The sequence below is a fragment of the Brevundimonas sp. GW456-12-10-14-LB3 genome, from assembly GCF_059424365.1.
This window is the reverse complement of record NZ_JBWKZJ010000006.1, coordinates 1-16269: the sequence shown is the minus strand read 5'-3', so window position 1 is coordinate 16269 and position 16269 is coordinate 1. Positions and strand designations below refer to the sequence as shown.

13 protein-coding genes are annotated in these 16269 nt (G+C 67.0%); 5 read left to right on the top strand and 8 right to left on the bottom strand.

Going from position 1 to position 16269, the window contains the following annotated elements; all coding sequences use genetic code 11:
- Positions 1 to 2: 2 nt before the first annotated feature.
- From AC07XS_RS04270 to flgK, 8 genes are all read right to left on the bottom strand, one after another.
- Entirely contained in the window at positions 3 to 647 is a 645-nt protein-coding gene (locus AC07XS_RS04270; RefSeq protein ID WP_182713710.1) for an ABC-type transport auxiliary lipoprotein family protein, read from the bottom strand.
- The gene (locus tag AC07XS_RS04265) at positions 644 to 1582 is read right to left on the bottom strand and encodes an MlaD family protein (RefSeq protein ID WP_182713711.1); all 939 of its coding nucleotides are present in this window, start codon (positions 1580 to 1582) and stop codon (positions 644 to 646) included. Before AC07XS_RS04265 ends, AC07XS_RS04270 begins: the two co-directional genes overlap by 4 nt.
- Positions 1583 to 1594: 12 nt before the next feature.
- Entirely contained in the window at positions 1595 to 2380 is a 786-nt protein-coding gene (locus tag AC07XS_RS04260; RefSeq protein WP_054765228.1) for an ABC transporter ATP-binding protein, read from the bottom strand.
- Positions 2377 to 3495 (bottom strand): MlaE family ABC transporter permease, encoded by a 1119-nt coding sequence (locus AC07XS_RS04255; protein WP_182713712.1) that lies wholly within the window; start codon positions 3493 to 3495, stop codon positions 2377 to 2379. The genes AC07XS_RS04260 and AC07XS_RS04255 overlap by 4 nt, the downstream gene beginning before the upstream one ends.
- Before the next feature lie 218 nt (positions 3496 to 3713).
- Positions 3714 to 5024 (bottom strand): UdgX family uracil-DNA binding protein, encoded by a 1311-nt coding sequence (locus AC07XS_RS04250; protein ID WP_182713713.1) that lies wholly within the window; start codon positions 5022 to 5024, stop codon positions 3714 to 3716.
- 281 nt (positions 5025 to 5305) lie between these two features.
- Positions 5306 to 6544: a putative DNA modification/repair radical SAM protein gene (locus AC07XS_RS04245; protein WP_182713714.1), complete on the bottom strand. Its 1239-nt coding sequence runs from the start codon at positions 6542 to 6544 to the stop codon at positions 5306 to 5308.
- A 66-nt stretch (positions 6545 to 6610) separates the two neighbouring features.
- Positions 6611 to 7576 (bottom strand): flagellin, encoded by a 966-nt coding sequence (locus AC07XS_RS04240; RefSeq protein ID WP_152949832.1) that lies wholly within the window; start codon positions 7574 to 7576, stop codon positions 6611 to 6613.
- Positions 7573 to 9687, bottom strand: coding sequence for a flagellar hook-associated protein FlgK (flgK, locus tag AC07XS_RS04235; protein ID WP_182713715.1), 2115 nt, complete (start codon positions 9685 to 9687; stop codon positions 7573 to 7575). The genes AC07XS_RS04240 and flgK overlap by 4 nt, the downstream gene beginning before the upstream one ends.
- A gap of 419 nt (positions 9688 to 10106) precedes the next feature.
- On the opposite strand from flgK, the gene AC07XS_RS04230 reads away from it, so the two are divergent.
- The 5 genes from AC07XS_RS04230 to mnmA all read left to right on the top strand — a co-directional run.
- Positions 10107 to 12128: a flagellar hook-length control protein FliK gene (locus tag AC07XS_RS04230; RefSeq protein WP_287396397.1), complete on the top strand. Its 2022-nt coding sequence runs from the start codon at positions 10107 to 10109 to the stop codon at positions 12126 to 12128.
- 3 nt (positions 12129 to 12131) lie between these two features.
- On the top strand, positions 12132 to 12854 hold the full coding sequence (locus AC07XS_RS04225) for a flagellar hook assembly protein FlgD (protein ID WP_054765222.1): 723 nt from the start codon (positions 12132 to 12134) through the stop codon (positions 12852 to 12854).
- Positions 12855 to 12900: 46 nt separating this feature from the next.
- Positions 12901 to 14676, top strand: a complete 1776-nt coding sequence (gene flgE, locus AC07XS_RS04220; RefSeq protein ID WP_054765221.1) for a flagellar hook protein FlgE — start codon at positions 12901 to 12903, stop codon at positions 14674 to 14676.
- A gap of 172 nt (positions 14677 to 14848) precedes the next feature.
- Positions 14849 to 15133 (top strand): CtrA inhibitor SciP, encoded by a 285-nt coding sequence (sciP, locus tag AC07XS_RS04215; protein ID WP_054765220.1) that lies wholly within the window; start codon positions 14849 to 14851, stop codon positions 15131 to 15133.
- 92 nt (positions 15134 to 15225) lie between these two features.
- On the top strand, positions 15226 to 16269 hold a 1044-nt coding region (mnmA, locus tag AC07XS_RS04210; protein WP_182713716.1), incomplete at its 3' end, for a tRNA 2-thiouridine(34) synthase MnmA.

Genomic DNA, 16269 nt, shown 5'->3' with positions numbered 1-16269 from the left:
CCTCAGCGCGCCGAGCGGATGGTCCAGTCGGCGATCTGGGTGTTGATGTCGCGCGTCGCCGTATCGAAGGCGGCGACGATGGCCGAGACCCGGTTCTCGCTCGCCGGCTGGGTCACGGTGAAGACCCGTTCGACCGAGCGCCCCTCTTCCGGCCGGATGGCGCCCTCGCCTCGGCGCTCAGGGGTCGAGCGCAGCTGGGCCCGGGCCGTGATGACCACATCCGGCGTCGCGCCCGGCGCGGCGTAACGCGCCTCGAAGGTGGTGACCGTCACCTGCAGGACCAGCGGCGGCGTGCCCGGCTCGCGGCGGCCCAGCACCCGGATCTGATCCGCCCGATTGGCGAAGGCGGCCTTCAGACTGTCGTCGAACAGGGTCGCAGCCGGCGACACCCAGCGCGCCCCGCCGATATAGGCTGTCTCGGTGCCCGTCACTCCCAGGATCCGGTCGTCGCTGCTGGCCTCCGGGAACTCGATGCGCCGGATCGACACCGACAGGGGGGCCGGCGTGTCGCCCTCGGCGGACGGCGCATCCATGGGCAGACCGAACCGATACAGTTGCACCGGGTCCGGCGTGGACAGCAGCGAACAGCCGCTCAGCGAGACCACGACGCCGGCGACGGCGCCCAGTTGAACCAGGGAACGGATCACGGCTGCACCTCCAGCTCTTTCGATTGCGGTTTCCCGATGAAGTCTCGCGGGCTGGCGCGGACGTCGTCGATCAGGGCCTGAAGCGACCGGGTCGCCTCCTGCAGTTCCTCGATGGTTCCGCTCAGCTGCGGCAGGCTGGAGGTGGCGAAGTCGCCCAGAGGCCGCTCCAGTCCGGTGATCGAGCGATTGGCAGAAGCGATGGCGACCCGCGCCTCCGCCGTGGCCTGGTTGATGTTGGCGATGGCCTCGCGGCCGTCGGTATTGACCACGGCCCGCATGTCGGCGGCCAACCCCTGGTATTCCAGAATGGTGGCGTTGGCGTTCTTTATCGCCTCCTCCAGCTCGGCGAAGATGGCCTTGCGCGCCTCAAGCTCGGTCGTCAGGGCTTCGACGTTCTTCACGCTGGTCGAGAAGCTGCGGATATTGTCGTCGGACATGACCCGGTTGATCCGGTTCAGCGCGTCCACCGTCTGGGCCAGGACCGTGCCCGAGCCGCTCAGCAGCTCGGCGATCGGCGACGGCTGGCTCTGCAGCACGGGCACGACATTGTCGGGGTACTGTTCCTTCAGCAGGGCGCTGTTGGGCGAGCCGGCCGTGATCTGGATATAGTTCAGACCCGTGATCCCCTGCGGCTCAAGCTGGGCGCGCGAGGTCACGCGCACCGGGGTGGAGGCGTCAACCCGCACCCGCGCGATCACCTGGTCGCCGCGCTTGGTGTCGATGTTCAGGTCGGTCACCTCGCCCACGCGGATGCCGTTGAAATGCACCTCGCCCCCTTCCGACAGGCCGTTGACCGGCCCGTAGAAGACGATGTCGTACAGGTCATAGTCGCTGTTGAACTGCAGCCGGGCCAGCCAGATGGTGAACACCGCCAGGGCCGCCAGCAGGGCGACGGTGGCGATGCCGACGGCGGCGTAGTGTGCGTCTCTTTCCATACCTGGCTCTCCTCAAGCCGCCTTGACGGCCGCGCGACCGCGCGGCCCCAGGAAGTATTCCTTGATCCACGGATGATCGGAGCCTTCCAGCTCTTTCACCGTGGCCTTTTCGACGACCCGCTTGTCGGCCAGCACCGCCACCTTGTCGCAGATGGCGTACAGGCTATCGAGGTCGTGCGTGATCATGAAGACGGACAGGCCCAGGTCGTCGGACAGCTGACGGATCAGCTCGTCGAAGGCCGCCGCTCCGATCGGGTCCAGCCCGGCCGTGGGCTCGTCCAGAAACACCAGTTCGGGGTCCAGGGCCAGGGCTCGCGCCAGACCGGCCCGCTTCTTCATCCCGCCCGACAGTTCGGCGGGCTTCAGATGATGGTGTTCGGGTTTCAAACCCACCATGGCGATCTTCAGCTCGGCCAGCTCATAGATGACGGCCTTGGGCAGTTTGGTGTGTTCGACCAGGGGCGACGCCACATTCTCCAGCACGCTCAGCGACGAAAACAGCGCGCCCTGCTGGAACAGGATGCCGGTCCTGCGCTCGATGTCGGCCGCCTCATCGCTGGTCAGGGTGGCGCGGTCATAGCCCAGCACCTTGACCGACCCGCCCTCGGGCTCCTTCAGGCCGATGATGGTGTTCAGCAGCACCGTCTTGCCCGCGCCGGACCCGCCGACCACGCCCAGGACCTCGCCGCGTTCCAGATCGAGGTCCAGATTCTCATGGATAGTGCGTTCGCCGAACTGGCTCAGCAGACCGCGCACCTCGATCAGGGTCTCGGTCTTGGCTTGGGGAGCGTCGGTCATATGTCCAGCTCCAGGAAGATCAGGGCGAAGACCGCGTCCAGCAGGATGATGGCGAAGATCGCCTGCACCACGGCCGCCGTCACTCGTCGCCCCAGGCTTTCGACGTCGCCCGCCACCGACATGCCCTGGCGGCAGCCGATGGCCGCGATCACCAGGGCGAAGACCGGCGCCTTCACCAGACCGACCATCATGTGCTGGGCCATGCTGCCGTCCTCGACCAGACGCTGGAAGAAGAAGGCCGGCCCAAGGTTCAGCGAACTCCAGCAGACGATCAGCCCGCCGATCAGGCCGCCGATCATGCCCGTGAAGGTCAGCAGCGGCAGCATCAGCACCAGGGCCGCCAAGCGCGGCACCACCAGGGCCTGAAACGGATTGACGCCCATCACCTGCATGGCGTCGACCTCCTGGTTCATACGCATCGAGCCGATCTCGGCCGCAAAGGCGGAGGCCGACCGCCCGGCCAGCAGGACCGAGGCGATCACCACGGCGAACTCGCGGAACATGGCCACGCCGATCAGCTGCACCGCGAACACCTGCGCCCCGAAGTCGGTCAGCAGGTCCACGCCGATGAAGGCCACCACCGCGCCGATGAAGAAGTTCGTCACCATGACGATCGGAATGGCGTCCAGCCCGGCCCGCTCGCCCTGGCTGACCCAGGCGGGCCAGCGGATGCCGCCCGGATGTTTGGCGGCCTCGACCACCGCCGCCATCAACCGACCCAGGAAGGCCAGGGACAGCATGGCCTCCTGACCGAAGTCGTCAACGCCCCGCCCGATCTTGGCGAAGCTGCGGGTGAAGGCGTTGGGTCTCTGAGGCGGCGGCTGACTCTTGCGCTCCAGCGCCTCGATCATCGTGTAGATGCGCCCGGCCTCGGGTCGGTCCGCCCAGGCCGATTTCGGCACGCCGTGCTGCGAAGCCTTCACCAGGGCCAGGGCGCCGGCCGTATCGAACCGGCCCAGGTCGCGGGTGTCCAGGCTCTCGATCTTCCGCCCGTTCAGATCCTTGTCCAGTCGCTGCGGCAGCCGCCCTAGGGCCGTCGTCGTCCAGTCGCCGATGAGACGAAGCTTCGCCGCGCCGCCGCCCGCATCCGTGATTTCGTAATCGGTCTGGCTCATCGCGCCCCGGCAGTCAGAAAGGCCTTCGAACGCTCCCAAGCCGCGCAAGGAACAGCCGAAATCCCGCCTCGGCTAATGGTGAAGCCTTGGACCTTAGTCAACGTGCGATGACATTGGCGCCGTGCTTTCCCCGTGCACTGTGTCGAACCTGCGCGCCTCATCACCCCTCCAGCCGCCACGCTGGCGGCGTGTTAAAACGCCGCCGACCCGGTTTGGTTCTAGGACCGGCTTATAAGCCGACTCGCGGCGATCAGATCATCGACGAATCCGCGACGCGCCTCCGCCCGCGAATCCGCATCCGGCAGGCGAAGCAGATAAGAGGGGTGAACGGTGACCATGCCGGCCGAACCGTCCTCCAGAGTCAGGGCCTGCCCCCGCTCCTTCGTCACGGCCGGCTTGCGACCCAGAACCGCCAGTCCCGCCGTCGCCCCAAGGGCCAGCACCAGCCTGGGGCGGATCAGGCGACGCTCGGCGTCCAGCCACCAGCGGCAGGCCTGGACCTCGCCCGCGTTCGGGGTCTTGTGCAGCCTTCGCTTGCCGCGCGGCTCATGCTTGAAGTGTTTGACCGCATTGGTGACATAGACATCGGCGCGTTCGATCCCCGCCTCTTCCAGGGCGGCGTCCAGCACCCCGCCGGCGGGGCCGACGAAGGGCTGGCCGGCCAGATCCTCCTGATCCCCCGGCTGTTCGCCCACGATCATCAGCCGCGCGCCCCTGGGGCCCTCGCCGCAGACCCCCTGGGTGGCGTCGCGATACAGGGGACAGCGGCGACAGGCCTGCACCCCGCGCTCGACCTCGCTCAGATCATCGGGAACCGCATCCGCTGTGGGCCGCCCGGCGTGCAGATCCGGCGCGATGGCCCGGGAGAAACGGGCGTTGGGTTCGGGAGCGGGCTTGGCGACCATGACATCGGTGCGAACCGACGACGCCGCCACCAGTTCCGGGAACAGCGCCGCCTCGGGCAGGTTCTTCCAGTATCCCTTGGCCATTTCTCCCTTCATCGCCTTCACCTTCAGCCGGGCGGGATTGAAGGTCGAGGCGTAGTAGGTCTTCCAGAATTCCTCGATCTCGTCCTCGGCCGGGGCCATGTCGCGGGTGGCCGGCGGGCCGAAGGCCAGTTGCTCCCCGTCCCAAAACGCCGAGCCGTCCGGGGTCAGGATCGACCAGCGCATGGTCGGGAACCGGCGCTGGAAGAAGGGGGCGGTCTTCTCAAGCACCCGATGCGGCGGCTCGAACCAGGCGACCCAGGCCTCGCCCCGCCCATCCTCGACCTGCCGGAACCGGACGAAGGCCTTCATCTTGTGCGAGGCCCGACTGACGGTCTTGGCCCGCTCCATCGCCTCGGCCACGTCCCGGTCGGAGATCACCTTCATCAGATCGGGCTCGTCCCGCAGGCGCCACAGCAGCCGGTACAACAGATCGAACCGGTCGGCGGACCGATGCAGGATCACCTCGCGCGCCAGGTCGACGAAGGCGGCGGGCGCCGAGAAGCCAGACTCCGCCCGTTCGCGATTCCCCAAATCCGTCATCCTCGGGCTTGTCCCGAGAATCCCTACTCCCGGTGTCGCCAGCGTGCCCCCCCTCTTCGTCACGGCGTATGGATTCTCGCCACAAGGGCGAGGATGATGAAGTGTGGGGGGCGAGTGAGAAAAACGAGCTGGCTCGTCGAACAAGCCGCCCTGCCCCGACGCCGCCGCCCCCTCGACCACGAACCGCGCCGCCGCCGGCTCCACTCCCGCCAGCCGCATTTCGCGCGCCGCCGTCCGCCACCCGTCGAAGTCCGTTTCGGACGCCAAGACCGCAGTCCGCATCAGAACAGGCTCAACTGTTGCGGCGCCCGCGTCGATACGCGCGCCTTCAGATCCGCCGCATCGGTCAGCCTGCCCGGAGTCCAGTCCAGCGCGGTGATCCAGGGCCGGACCTTGCCCACCGATCGGGTCAGTCGCCCGACGTCCTCCAGCCTCAGCGTCCGATACCGCCGCACCGACACGATCCGGTCCACCGCCTTCACCCCCAGGCCCGGCACCCGCAGCAGCATCTCGCGCGGCGCCCGGTTCACATCGACGGGAAACTGCTCACGCCGGTTCAACGCCCAGGCCAGTTTCGGATCGACCGCCAGATCCAGCATTCCGCCCGCCGTCCCCTCCCCGATCTCGGGGGCGGAAAAGCCGTAGAAGCGCATCAGCCAGTCCGCCTGATACAGCCGGTGCTCGCGCATCAGCGGCGGCTTCGACAGCGGCAGGACCGAGCTGGCGTCGGGGATCGGACTGAAGGCCGAATAATAGACCCGCCTCAAACCATAGCCGCCGTAGAGCGAGGCGCTCCGGTCCAGGATCTCGGTGTCCGGCGCCCCGTCCGCGCCGACGATCAGCTGAGTGCTCTGCCCGCCCGGTGCGAACCTGGGCGGCTTGATCTTGTCGCGCTTGCCCGGCTTGGCCGCCTCGACGCCCAGCCGCACCTGCCCCATCGCCTTCTTGATGACCGCGACGTCCTTCTGGGGCGCCAGCCGCGCCAGGGCCTCGTCGCGCGGCAGTTCGATATTGGCCGACAGCCGGTCGGCGTAAAGCCCCGCCATCTCCACCAGTTTCGGGTCCGCCTCGGGGATCAGCTTCAGATGGATATAGCCGCGGAAGTCGTGGACCTCTCTCAAGGTCTTGGCCGCCAGAACCAGCTGTTCCATCGTATAATCGCTGTTGCGAATGACCCCCGACGACAGGAACAGCCCTTCGATATAGTTCCGGCGATAGAAGTTCAGCGTCAGGTCCACCACCTCGTCCACGCTGAACCGCGCCCGCTCCACATTCGACGAGGCCCGGTTGATGCAATAGGCGCAGTCGTAGATGCAGAAATTGGTCAGCAGTATCTTCAGCAGGCTGACGCAGCGCCCGTCCGGCGTATAGGCGTGGCAGATTCCCATGCCCTCGGTTGACCCTATCCCCCTGCCGCCGACCGAATCCCGCTTCGACGTCCCCGACGACGAGCAGGAGGCGTCGTACTTGGCCGCATCTGCAAGGATCGACAGCTTCTTTCGGAGATCGAGACGCGCCATATGTTCATGATACGTTCCAATCGGCGACGCCGTCCAGCGTGGCTTTAAATCTATTTTGGGGAAGGCTTAACGGAGCAGGTCAAGCAGGGAGGTGCTGCGCAGCGTGTTGATCACCTGGGCCGACGCCTGTATCGCGACCTGCGCCATCTGCAGATCAGTGACCGCCTGGGCCGGATCATAGCCCGTCTTGTCGTTCATCAGCTTTTCCAAGGCGATCTTCTGCGACTCATGGGCGTCCAGCGCGGACTTGACCTGGTTCTGAACCAGTCCGTTCTTCGCGGTCTGGTTGGTGACTTCCGTATTGGCGGCGTCCAGAGCCTTCAGCGTCGCCTTCAAAAAGGCCTCTACCTCAGCGGTCGGCTTGCCGGTGATCGAACCGGGCGCGGCGGGGGTATAGGTCACGCCGTCTATGACGACAGCATTGCCGTTCTGGTAGGATTGGATGGTGCGAAACACGTCCGTCAGACCGCCGCCCAGCTCGCTGGCCACAAAGCCCGTCTCGACCAAGGTGTTCTCGTCGATGCGCGACTTCTGTTTCAGGGTGTCATTGGCGAAGGTCGAGGCCGTGGAGGGAGCGGCGGCCAGATCAGCCATGGTGGAGGCGGTCGCTGGAGCGTCGTCGCTGTTGCCGCCGCCGAACAGATAGCTGCCCTGATGCTGAGCGTTCAGCCCGCCTTGGATGGTCTGATAGTGCAGTTGCAGCTCGGTCATCAGATTGGTCACGCCGCCGGCCGCCAGGGAGTTGGCGATGGCTTCGCGCGCGCCGGCGCCGCCTTCGTAGATCCGCCCCATGGCCAGGTCCTGCGCGTCCAGCCGCGCCGCCGCGCTCTGGCCTGCGCCGATGAAGCCCTCCAGCCGTTCCTGGGTCGCGGTCAGGGTCGTCAACTGCTCGGCGCTGCGGCCGTAGCCCGCCATGTCGGTGGCGATCTTTTCGCTGGCGATCCGCTCCTGGGCCTGCTGGGCCCGGCTCTGGGCGCTCATCAGGTTCAACAGGGCCGACTGATAGCCCGCATGAGTGGCGACACGTGTCATCTCAGTATCCCGATCAAGGTGTCGTACATGTCCTTGCTCGCCTGGATCAGGCGGGCGGAGGCGTTATAGGCCTGCTGGAAGGTGGTCATATTGACCAGTTCCTCGTCCATGTTCACGGCCTCGGCGGAGGATCTGCGGCTTTCGGCCTCCTTCGCCAGGGCCTCGGCCGTCTCGCTGCGGGTCTTGGCCGCAGACGCCTTGGCGCCGATGTCGCCGGCGAAATCGGCGGCATAGGCCGAAACCGTCTTGGTCGCGGCGCCCATACCGCCGGCGGCGGCGAAGTTGACGTTCTTCTTGCCGGCGTCGGCCAGCGCCAGGCCGCCGCGCCCGTCGTTCTTGCTCAGCGCAGCCGTGCCCGCCGCCGCTGACAGATTGAACTGGGACAGGGCCAGTTTGCCCGGATCCTGCTGAATGTCGCTGCGCACTGAATATGCGCCGGCGCGGGTCGCCCCGGTCCCGCCCAGGCCGAACAGCTGCGACATCGACAGGCCCGACGGCGCCTGGGTGGTGGCGTCCTTGACGATGCTCATCGTCGTGCCGCCGTCATAGGCCCTGAAGCTGAGCGCGCCGGCGGCGTCCAGGCTGAAGGCGCCGTAGCGTCCCATGCCGGTGACCGGATCGTTCAGGGCGGTCAGCAGCTCACCCATCGTGCCCGTCCCGGCGGGCACAGCCACGGTGACGTCGCGCAGACGCGATCCCGTCTCGCTGCCGATGCGGAAGGTCAGGCTCTCGCCGGGGTCGAAGCCGTGTTGCGAGGCCAGGGTCAGACCCGTCTCATAGAAGGTGGGCGTGGTCGTGCTGACCAGATCGTTCAGTCCGAACCAGTGGGAGAAGCCCCGCCCGCCCTTTGCGCTCGGCGTCGCGGCGTCGTCGGCGACGGCCACTCCGTTCCCGCCCTGCCCTTCCAGCCTCAGACGGCCGTCCGAGAAGGTGGCGGTGGCCGTTCCGCCCAGCTGAGCGTTCAAGGTCGCCAGGAAGGTGGTCGGATCAGCCGCGACGCCGTTGATGGTCATGGTGGCGCCGGAGAAGACGATCGTCGCCGACCCCTGCACCACCCCGGCGCTGTTCACGGCGGAGATGGTGGTGCTGCCGGTGAAGCCCGTCAGCGCGTTTTCGAGCGACTGGCCGGTGTTGCGCCCGTTCAAACTGGCCGGCGCCGGCACGCTGCTGTGGGCGTTGTGCGCGCGGTTCATCTCATCGGCCAGCTTCGCCGTCAGCTCGCCCAGCCGCGCCGCGGCCTTGGGCGCATCGGTGTCGCGCAGATCGATCAGTCCGCGAATCTCACCCGACGACACCCCGTCCAGCAGCGGCCAGCGCGTGCCGTTGGGCTCGGTGATCATGATGTCGGCGAAGGCGGTCGTGGCGTCGACCGTGCCGGCCGCCTGATAGGACAGGGTGGCGTGCCCGTCGCCGACCAGGGTCATGCCGGTGCCCGTCCGCACCGTGACGCCGCCGTTCGGCCGCTGCTCGATCTTGACGTCCATATATTTGGACAGCTCGTTAATCAGCGTCTGTTGCGCGTTCTGAGCGCCGGTGACGTCCTGATTGATGATCGACCCGGCCGAGATCGTCTTGTTCAGCGTATCGATCTGTTCCAGTAGCGGATTCACCGTCTCGATCGCGCTTTGCAGCCGCCCGTCCGCCTCCTGCCGCGCCGACTGGATCTGGGCGGCGATGCCGGCGGCCTCATTGAACAGAGCTTGGGTCTTATAGACGGTGTCCTGACGCGCCGCCGACGACGTCGGACTTTCCGCCAGGGTGGCGTAGCTTGCGAACAGCTTGTCGATGTCGGCGAAGAAGCCGCCGTTGCCGCTGGGGTCGCCGAACTGGGTCTGGATCTGATCGTAAAGCTCGTAGCGAACGGTCTCGCGCGCCGCATCCGACTTGGCGGCCATGCCTGCGGCCTGAAGGAAGCGATCCGTCGCCAGCCGAACGCGCGCGGCGTCGACGCCAGCGCCGCGCCCCTGGGTTACCGCCGAAGTCTGATCGACGACTTTCCGCACATAGCCGGCGGTGTTGACGTTGGCGATGTTGTCCGACGTGACCCGCAACTGAGCCTGAGCCGTCTGCAGGCCCGACGTCGCAATATTCATGATGGACGTCAGCGACATGGACGCATCCCCTTCGCCTCGGGCGACCCGGCGCCCGGCAGCCCCTGCCCCGTCGCGCGCAAATCTTGCCTGGCGACGCATTGACGACGCCCAGGGAGAGCGTTGTTTTTAAACGACATAGCTGACAGCACAGACTTCATGGTGAAGATGCGGCGCAAGGGTCAGGCCAGACTGCGGCTGTGTCGGCGGCGCCGACCGGGCGCGCCGTAAGCTTGCAGCGCCCTCACGGCGATCGGCGCCGGGCAAAAAGGGGCGAAAGCACGGCAAGAAAGGCCCAGGCTGATGAGCGACACGAGCAGGGCGAGCGCGATTTTTCTTTACAAAACAAGGAATGAAGAACTGGCCTGAGGCTTGCGACGGGCTGACGGAATCACCAGGCGCAGCAGGCGCCGCCCCATCTGAAAGCCGCCTGCGCCCTCATGCCGTCTGCATCCGCCCTGTTCGCCGCCCCGCTTCCGGTTTCGACCGGAGCGCCAGAGGCTGCGTCCGGCGCTGTGACCGACGAAACCGCTGGGCTGTTCTCTTCGAAATTGGGGGACGTGCTTCAGGCCGTGGGCAAGACCGAGGCGACGCCCGTCGAACCGGCCCACCGTGCGGCGACGCTTCTGTCCTTGGTGGTCGTCATGGCGGAAGAACAGGACGCGGCGCAGACCGCTGACCCTGTCGTCGAGACGGCGACCGCTCAGCCCGGCCCCGTGGTCGCCGAGGCATCAGGCGGTACGCCCGCGCCCGTCTTGCCTGAAGCCTCCGTCGAGCCCGCGTCCGACACGGAAGCGGCGCTCGCGGCTCCGCCGATTGCGCCGGTTGCGCCGGCGCCGATTGCCCCGCCGCCTGTGGTCCTTCAGCCCGGCGACACGGCCGAGATCAGCGTCGATCAAGCGACCGTCTCAGCCGAACCGGCGGCGTCCTTGGTCTCTTTCCCGTCGATCTCAAACAAAGAAGAGGCGGCTGCAACTGGCGACGTAAGCGGCGAGACCGCCGGCACGGCAGCCGGGCCAGAGGACGCGTCCACGCCAATGACGACCGCCCCGCAGTCGGCGACCCAGGCCGCGCCCGCTGCGCCGGTCCAATCGACGATCGCTCACGTCGCATTGAAGGCCGAGCCTGAAACAGCGCCGACTGCCGCGATGGAAACCGTCTCCGTCACGAAGACGCCTTCGTCCGATAAGCCCGAGACGTCGTCAGACGTCGCCACGGCCCTGAAGGCGGCCGCCTCTATCGAACATGGCGCGACGATGAAGCCGACGCCGGACCTCGCCTCCAGCTCTTCCTCGCCCCCGCCCCTCGAGGCCAAGGTCGCAGAACAGCCTACGGTTACGGGGGCCAAGGTCGCTCAAGAGGCCAAGCCTCAATCGCCCGCGACGCCCCCCGTCCAGAGCCTCGCTCCAGACTTTGGGGCGAAACCCGACATCGACCCGACCCGACTGGACGTCAAGGTCACGGTTCGCCCGGCGATCACGCCTGCGCCTGCAGTAGCGCCGGCGTCGCCCGCGGCTCCGATCGTCGCGTCCGTCCTGACGGCGGCCGATGCCCTGGAGGCGATCGCAGCGATCGAAACGGCGGCCGTCCCCGCCGAAGAGCAGACGGCGCAGACGTCCGTGAACGCCGCGACGCCTGCGACCGCCGAGGCGGCGTCCCGAGACAGCCTCGCCAAGGCCGGCTCCACGTCACCGCAGCCGACGCCGCAACCGGCGCCTCAGCGTCGTCCGGCGGCAGAGTCGTCTCCCACGCCGGCCTCGGCCGAGGCGCTCCCGGCCGGCTCGTTGTCTAACGCCGACACGGCTGCGGCCTCAGCCCTGGCCGCGCCGGCGGCGCCATCCTCGCCTTCGTCCTCGGCTCAGACCGCGGCTCCCGCCGCTGCGGCGTCGGCCGAGGCCGCCGTTCCGTCGGCTCCTCCCGCCCCCTCCGATGCGGCGACGCCGATCGAAGGGCATAAGACGGCCCACGCTGCGGAGACCCTCGCAGGATCGGGTCCGGCGCCGTCCGCCTCCGCCCTCTCGCACGCCACCATCGAAACCACGGCCCATCTGGCCGCCCAGATGGCGCGCAAGCTGGAAGGCCGCTCGACGCGGTTCGACATGGTTCTGACGCCCGAGGATCTGGGGCGGGTCGACGTCAGCCTTGAGATCGGGTCCGACGGCCAACTTGCGGCTCGACTGGCGTTCGACAATCCCGCCGCCGCCGCCGAACTGCGCGGCCGGGCCGATGAACTGCGTCGCCAGCTTCAGGACGCCGGTTTCCAACTGTCGAACGACTCCCTCGACTTTACTCAGCGCGATTCCTCGTCCGGCGGCGGCTTTGAGCGTCAGCACCAGCAACGCCAGGCCCTATTCACCGGCGCCGCCCGGCTGACCGCCGAGACCGATCTCCCCGTCTCGCCGCCTCCGGGCGCCTGGACCAACCATTCCCAGACGCGCGACCGCGTCGATGTGAGGGTCTGACACATGGCCACCGCGATTTCTTCCGTCGACGCCCAAGGCCGCCTGAACAGCGGCAAGGCGATGATGGCCTCGAACTTCGAGACCTTTCTGACCCTGCTGACCACCCAGATGAAGAACCAGGACCCGCTGTCGCCGCTGGATTCCAATGAGTTCACGGCCCAGCTGACCCAGATGGCGGGCGTCGAGCAGCAACTGCTGACCAACGACCTGCTGAAAAGCCTGGTCGCCGCCCAGACGGGGGGCGGCCTGGACAACGCCGCCAACTATATTGGCAAACAGGTGACCGCCGCCTGGACCGCCACCACCCTGGACGAAGGCAAGGCGACTTGGAGCTACGAACTGGCCTCCAACGCCGAGAGCGCGAAGCTGCAGGTCGTCGACAGCGCCGGCAAGGTCGTCTGGGAAGGCGACGCCCCGAACAAGACGACGGGCCTGCACGACTTCGTCTGGGACGGCAAGACGACCCAGGGCGATCAGCTGGACGACGGCGGTGTCTACACCCTGAAGGTCAGCGCCACCAACGAGGCGGGCGCCGCCGTCGAAAGCCAGGCCCTGATCCGCGGTCGCGTCACCGGCGTCGAGATGTACGACGGCGCCCCCTATCTGGTGATCGGCGATTCCATCCTTCCGCTTTCGACCGTGATTTCGCTGAACGAGATCACGGATCGCGCAGACAATGACGATACGGAGAAGCCGGACGTCCCGACCGAGGAGGCGGCCGCATGATGCGCTCCGCCGCCTTCCCGATGACTTCCATTCAAGGAGCGTATTCATGAGCTTGAACAGCGCAATGCTGGCCGGCGTGTCCGGCCTGGCCGCCAACTCCGCCGCCCTGGCGGCGATTTCCCAGAACATCGCCAACGTCAACACCGTCGGCTACAAGCGCTCGCAGGGCGAGTTCCAGACCCTGGTCAACAGCCAGACCCGGACCGGCGGCTCCTATTCCGCCGGCGGCGTGATGTCGGCGACCCGTTCCTTCGTGAGCCAGGAAGGCCAGCTTCAGCGGACGACCGAGAACACCGACCTGGCCGTCAGCGGCCAGGGCTTCTTCGTCACCACCACCCAGGCCGAGAACGTCGGCGCCACCGACACCCGCCTGTTCACCCGCGCCGGCGCCTTCCGGGTCGACAATCTGGGCTATCTGAAGAACAGCGCCGGCCTCTATCTGCAGGGTTGGCCGGTGGATTCGAACGGCGACATCTCGACCGATCCGTCCGACCTGTCGCGCCTGCGCTCGATCAACATCGGCCAGGTCGGCGGCACCGCCGAACCGACGACCCGGGTTCAGATCAACGCCAATCTGCGTTCGACCCAGACGGTTTCCTCCGCCGCCGCCGCCAATCGCTATAACGGCGTCGATGACGCCGCCACCCCGCCGGTCGAACATGATGTGGACGTCTCCTACGTCCGCACCGGCGCCAACACCTATCAGGTGACGATCAAGACGGGCATCACCAAGATCACCGGCACCGCGACCTACGCCGCCGGCGCCCTGACGGGCTTCACCCCCACTGCGGGAAGCAACGGTTCAGCCACCGCAACCGCGACGGCCCTCACCATCACCCCGACCAGCGGCACGCCGCCTGTCGCGGGCACGCCCTTCGCGATCAACTTCGCCGATATCGGCATGTCGACGGACGGCGTGGCCAAGACCAAGTACGACCCCTCGGCCAACTCCATGGCCATGTACAACGCCGAGGACGACAATCCGGTGGGCGTCAAGCCGGACTTCAAGATGAACATCCCGGTGTCGGACTCGAAAGGCGGCCAGCGCAACCTGGAAATCCGCTTCCTGAAGAGCGCCGAACCGAACCAATGGTATGCGGAAGTGGTGGCCGTGCCGGCCAGCGACGTCGTCACCGGCGCGCCCTACTCCCACGGTCAGATCAAGACCGGCCTTATCGCCTTCACCCCCTCAGGCCGCCTGGATATCGAGACCATGCAGGCTTGGCCCGCAGGCAAGGGGCTGTTCGACGATCCGGAACAGGCGAGCCTGAACTTCCTGGAATCCGATCCGAACAATACGATCGACCCCGCTGATCCGAGCGACAACGGCAAGGTCAAATGGGCCGACGGCCTGGGCATCGCGGCCCAGACCGTGACCCTGGACCTGAACACCTCCGCGGGCGGCCTAAGCCAGCTGAACACCGCCTCGGTGGTCCAATCGACGGTCACCAACGGCACGGCCTTCGGCAATCTGAGCGAGATCACCATCGACGAGGGCGGCTTCGTCACCGCCATCTTCGACAACGGCGTGATGCGTCGGATCGCCCAGGTCGCCATCGCCACCTTCCCCAGCCCCGACAGCCTTAAGGAGGTGTCCGGCAACGCCTATGCGGTCAGCCTTGAGAGCGGCACCTACAATCTGAAGGCCGCAGGCACCGGCGGCGCGGGCAAGGTCGCCGCCCAGCAGCTGGAGTCTTCCACGGTCGATCTGTCGGCGGAATTCACCGGCCTGATCACGACCCAGCGCGCCTATTCCGCCTCGTCCAAGATCATCACCACGGCGGACGAAATGCTCGCTGAACTGATCAACATCAAACGCTGATCGGCCAGTAAGTAACCGTTAGTTCTAATGAATCGTCGCTCAAGCAAGGTTTACAGAGTCCCTCTGGCGAGGTCGGATTTTATCCGTTCCTTCACCACGACGCTTAAACCGACCTTAGAGGGGCAGGCCTACAGTCATCTCACTACGGTGATGGTGAAAGAGGCATAAGCCCATGTTGCAAGAGCGACGCCTGAATAGCAAAGGCGAACAATACGTGGTCGGACCGACTGGCACGCCCCTGACCCTGAACGATCTGCCCCCGGCCAACACGGACCGGTGGGTGATCCGCCGCAAGGCCGAGGTCGTCGCCGCCGTTCGCGGCGGCCTGCTCAGCCTGGACGACGCCCTGGCGAAGTACCGCCTGACGGCGGAAGAATTCCTCGCCTGGCAGAAGGCCATCGACAAATGGGGCATGCAGGGCCTGCGCACGACGCGGATCCAGAGCTACCGCTCCTAAGGCTTCTCCCCGAAGACGAAGAGGGCCGTGTCCGGCGACGGATGCGGCCCTTTTCGTTTCCCAGCCTCGAAATCGCGCCGGTTCCGCACTAAATGGCGGCCATGACCCTGGTCGAAGATCTCTGCCCCGTTCCCGACATCCGCCGCACTGACATGGATGCGGCGGTCGAGAGCGCTCGGGCGGCGGTCGGCCTGCCGGTCGGGGCGCGCGTCGTCGCCGCCATGTCCGGCGGGGTCGATTCCACCGTCGTCGCCGCCCTGCTGCACAAGGCGGGCTATGACGTCGTCGGCGTGACCCTTCAACTCTACGACCACGGCGCGGCCCTGAAGAAGAAGGGCGCCTGCTGCGCGGGTCAGGACATCCACGACGCCCGTTTAGCCGCCGAGACCATAGGCATCCCCCACTATGTCCTGGACTATGAGAGCCGGTTCAAGGACGCGGTGATCGACCAATTCGCCGACTCCTATCTGAAGGGCCAGACCCCGGTTCCCTGCATCCGCTGCAATCAGACGGTCAAGTTCCGCGACCTGCTGGACGTCGCCCGCGACCTGGGCGCCGAGGCCATGGCCACGGGCCACTACGTCCGCCGCGCCGCCGTCGGCAATCGCTCGCAGATGAGGAAGGCGGTCGACCATTCGCGCGACCAGTCCTACTTTCTGTTCGCCACCACCCAGGACCAGCTCGACTATCTGCGCTTTCCGCTGGCCGATCTGGAAAAGCCCCAGGTGCGCGGCGTCGCCGCCGAACTGGGGCTGAAGATCGCCGCCAAGCCGGACAGCCAGGACATCTGTTTCGTGCCCTCCGGCGACTACCGCACCCTGATCGACCGCCTGCGCCCGCAAGGGCGCGAGGCCGGCGAGATCGTGCACATGGACGGTCGGGTGCTGGGACGCCATGCCGGCATCACCGACTACACCATCGGCCAGCGCCGGGGCCTGAACGTCGCGGTGGGCGAGCCCCTGTTCGTCGTCAGGCTGGAGCCCGAAACCCGCCGCGTCGTCGTCGGCCCGCGCGAAGCCCTGCTGACCGCGTCTCTGACGCTGGAAGAGACCAACTGGCTGGGCGACGAGGCCACCCTCGTCGAGGCCGCTGCGTCCGCCCTCCCCGTCCTGGCCCGCGTCCGCTCGACCCGCCAG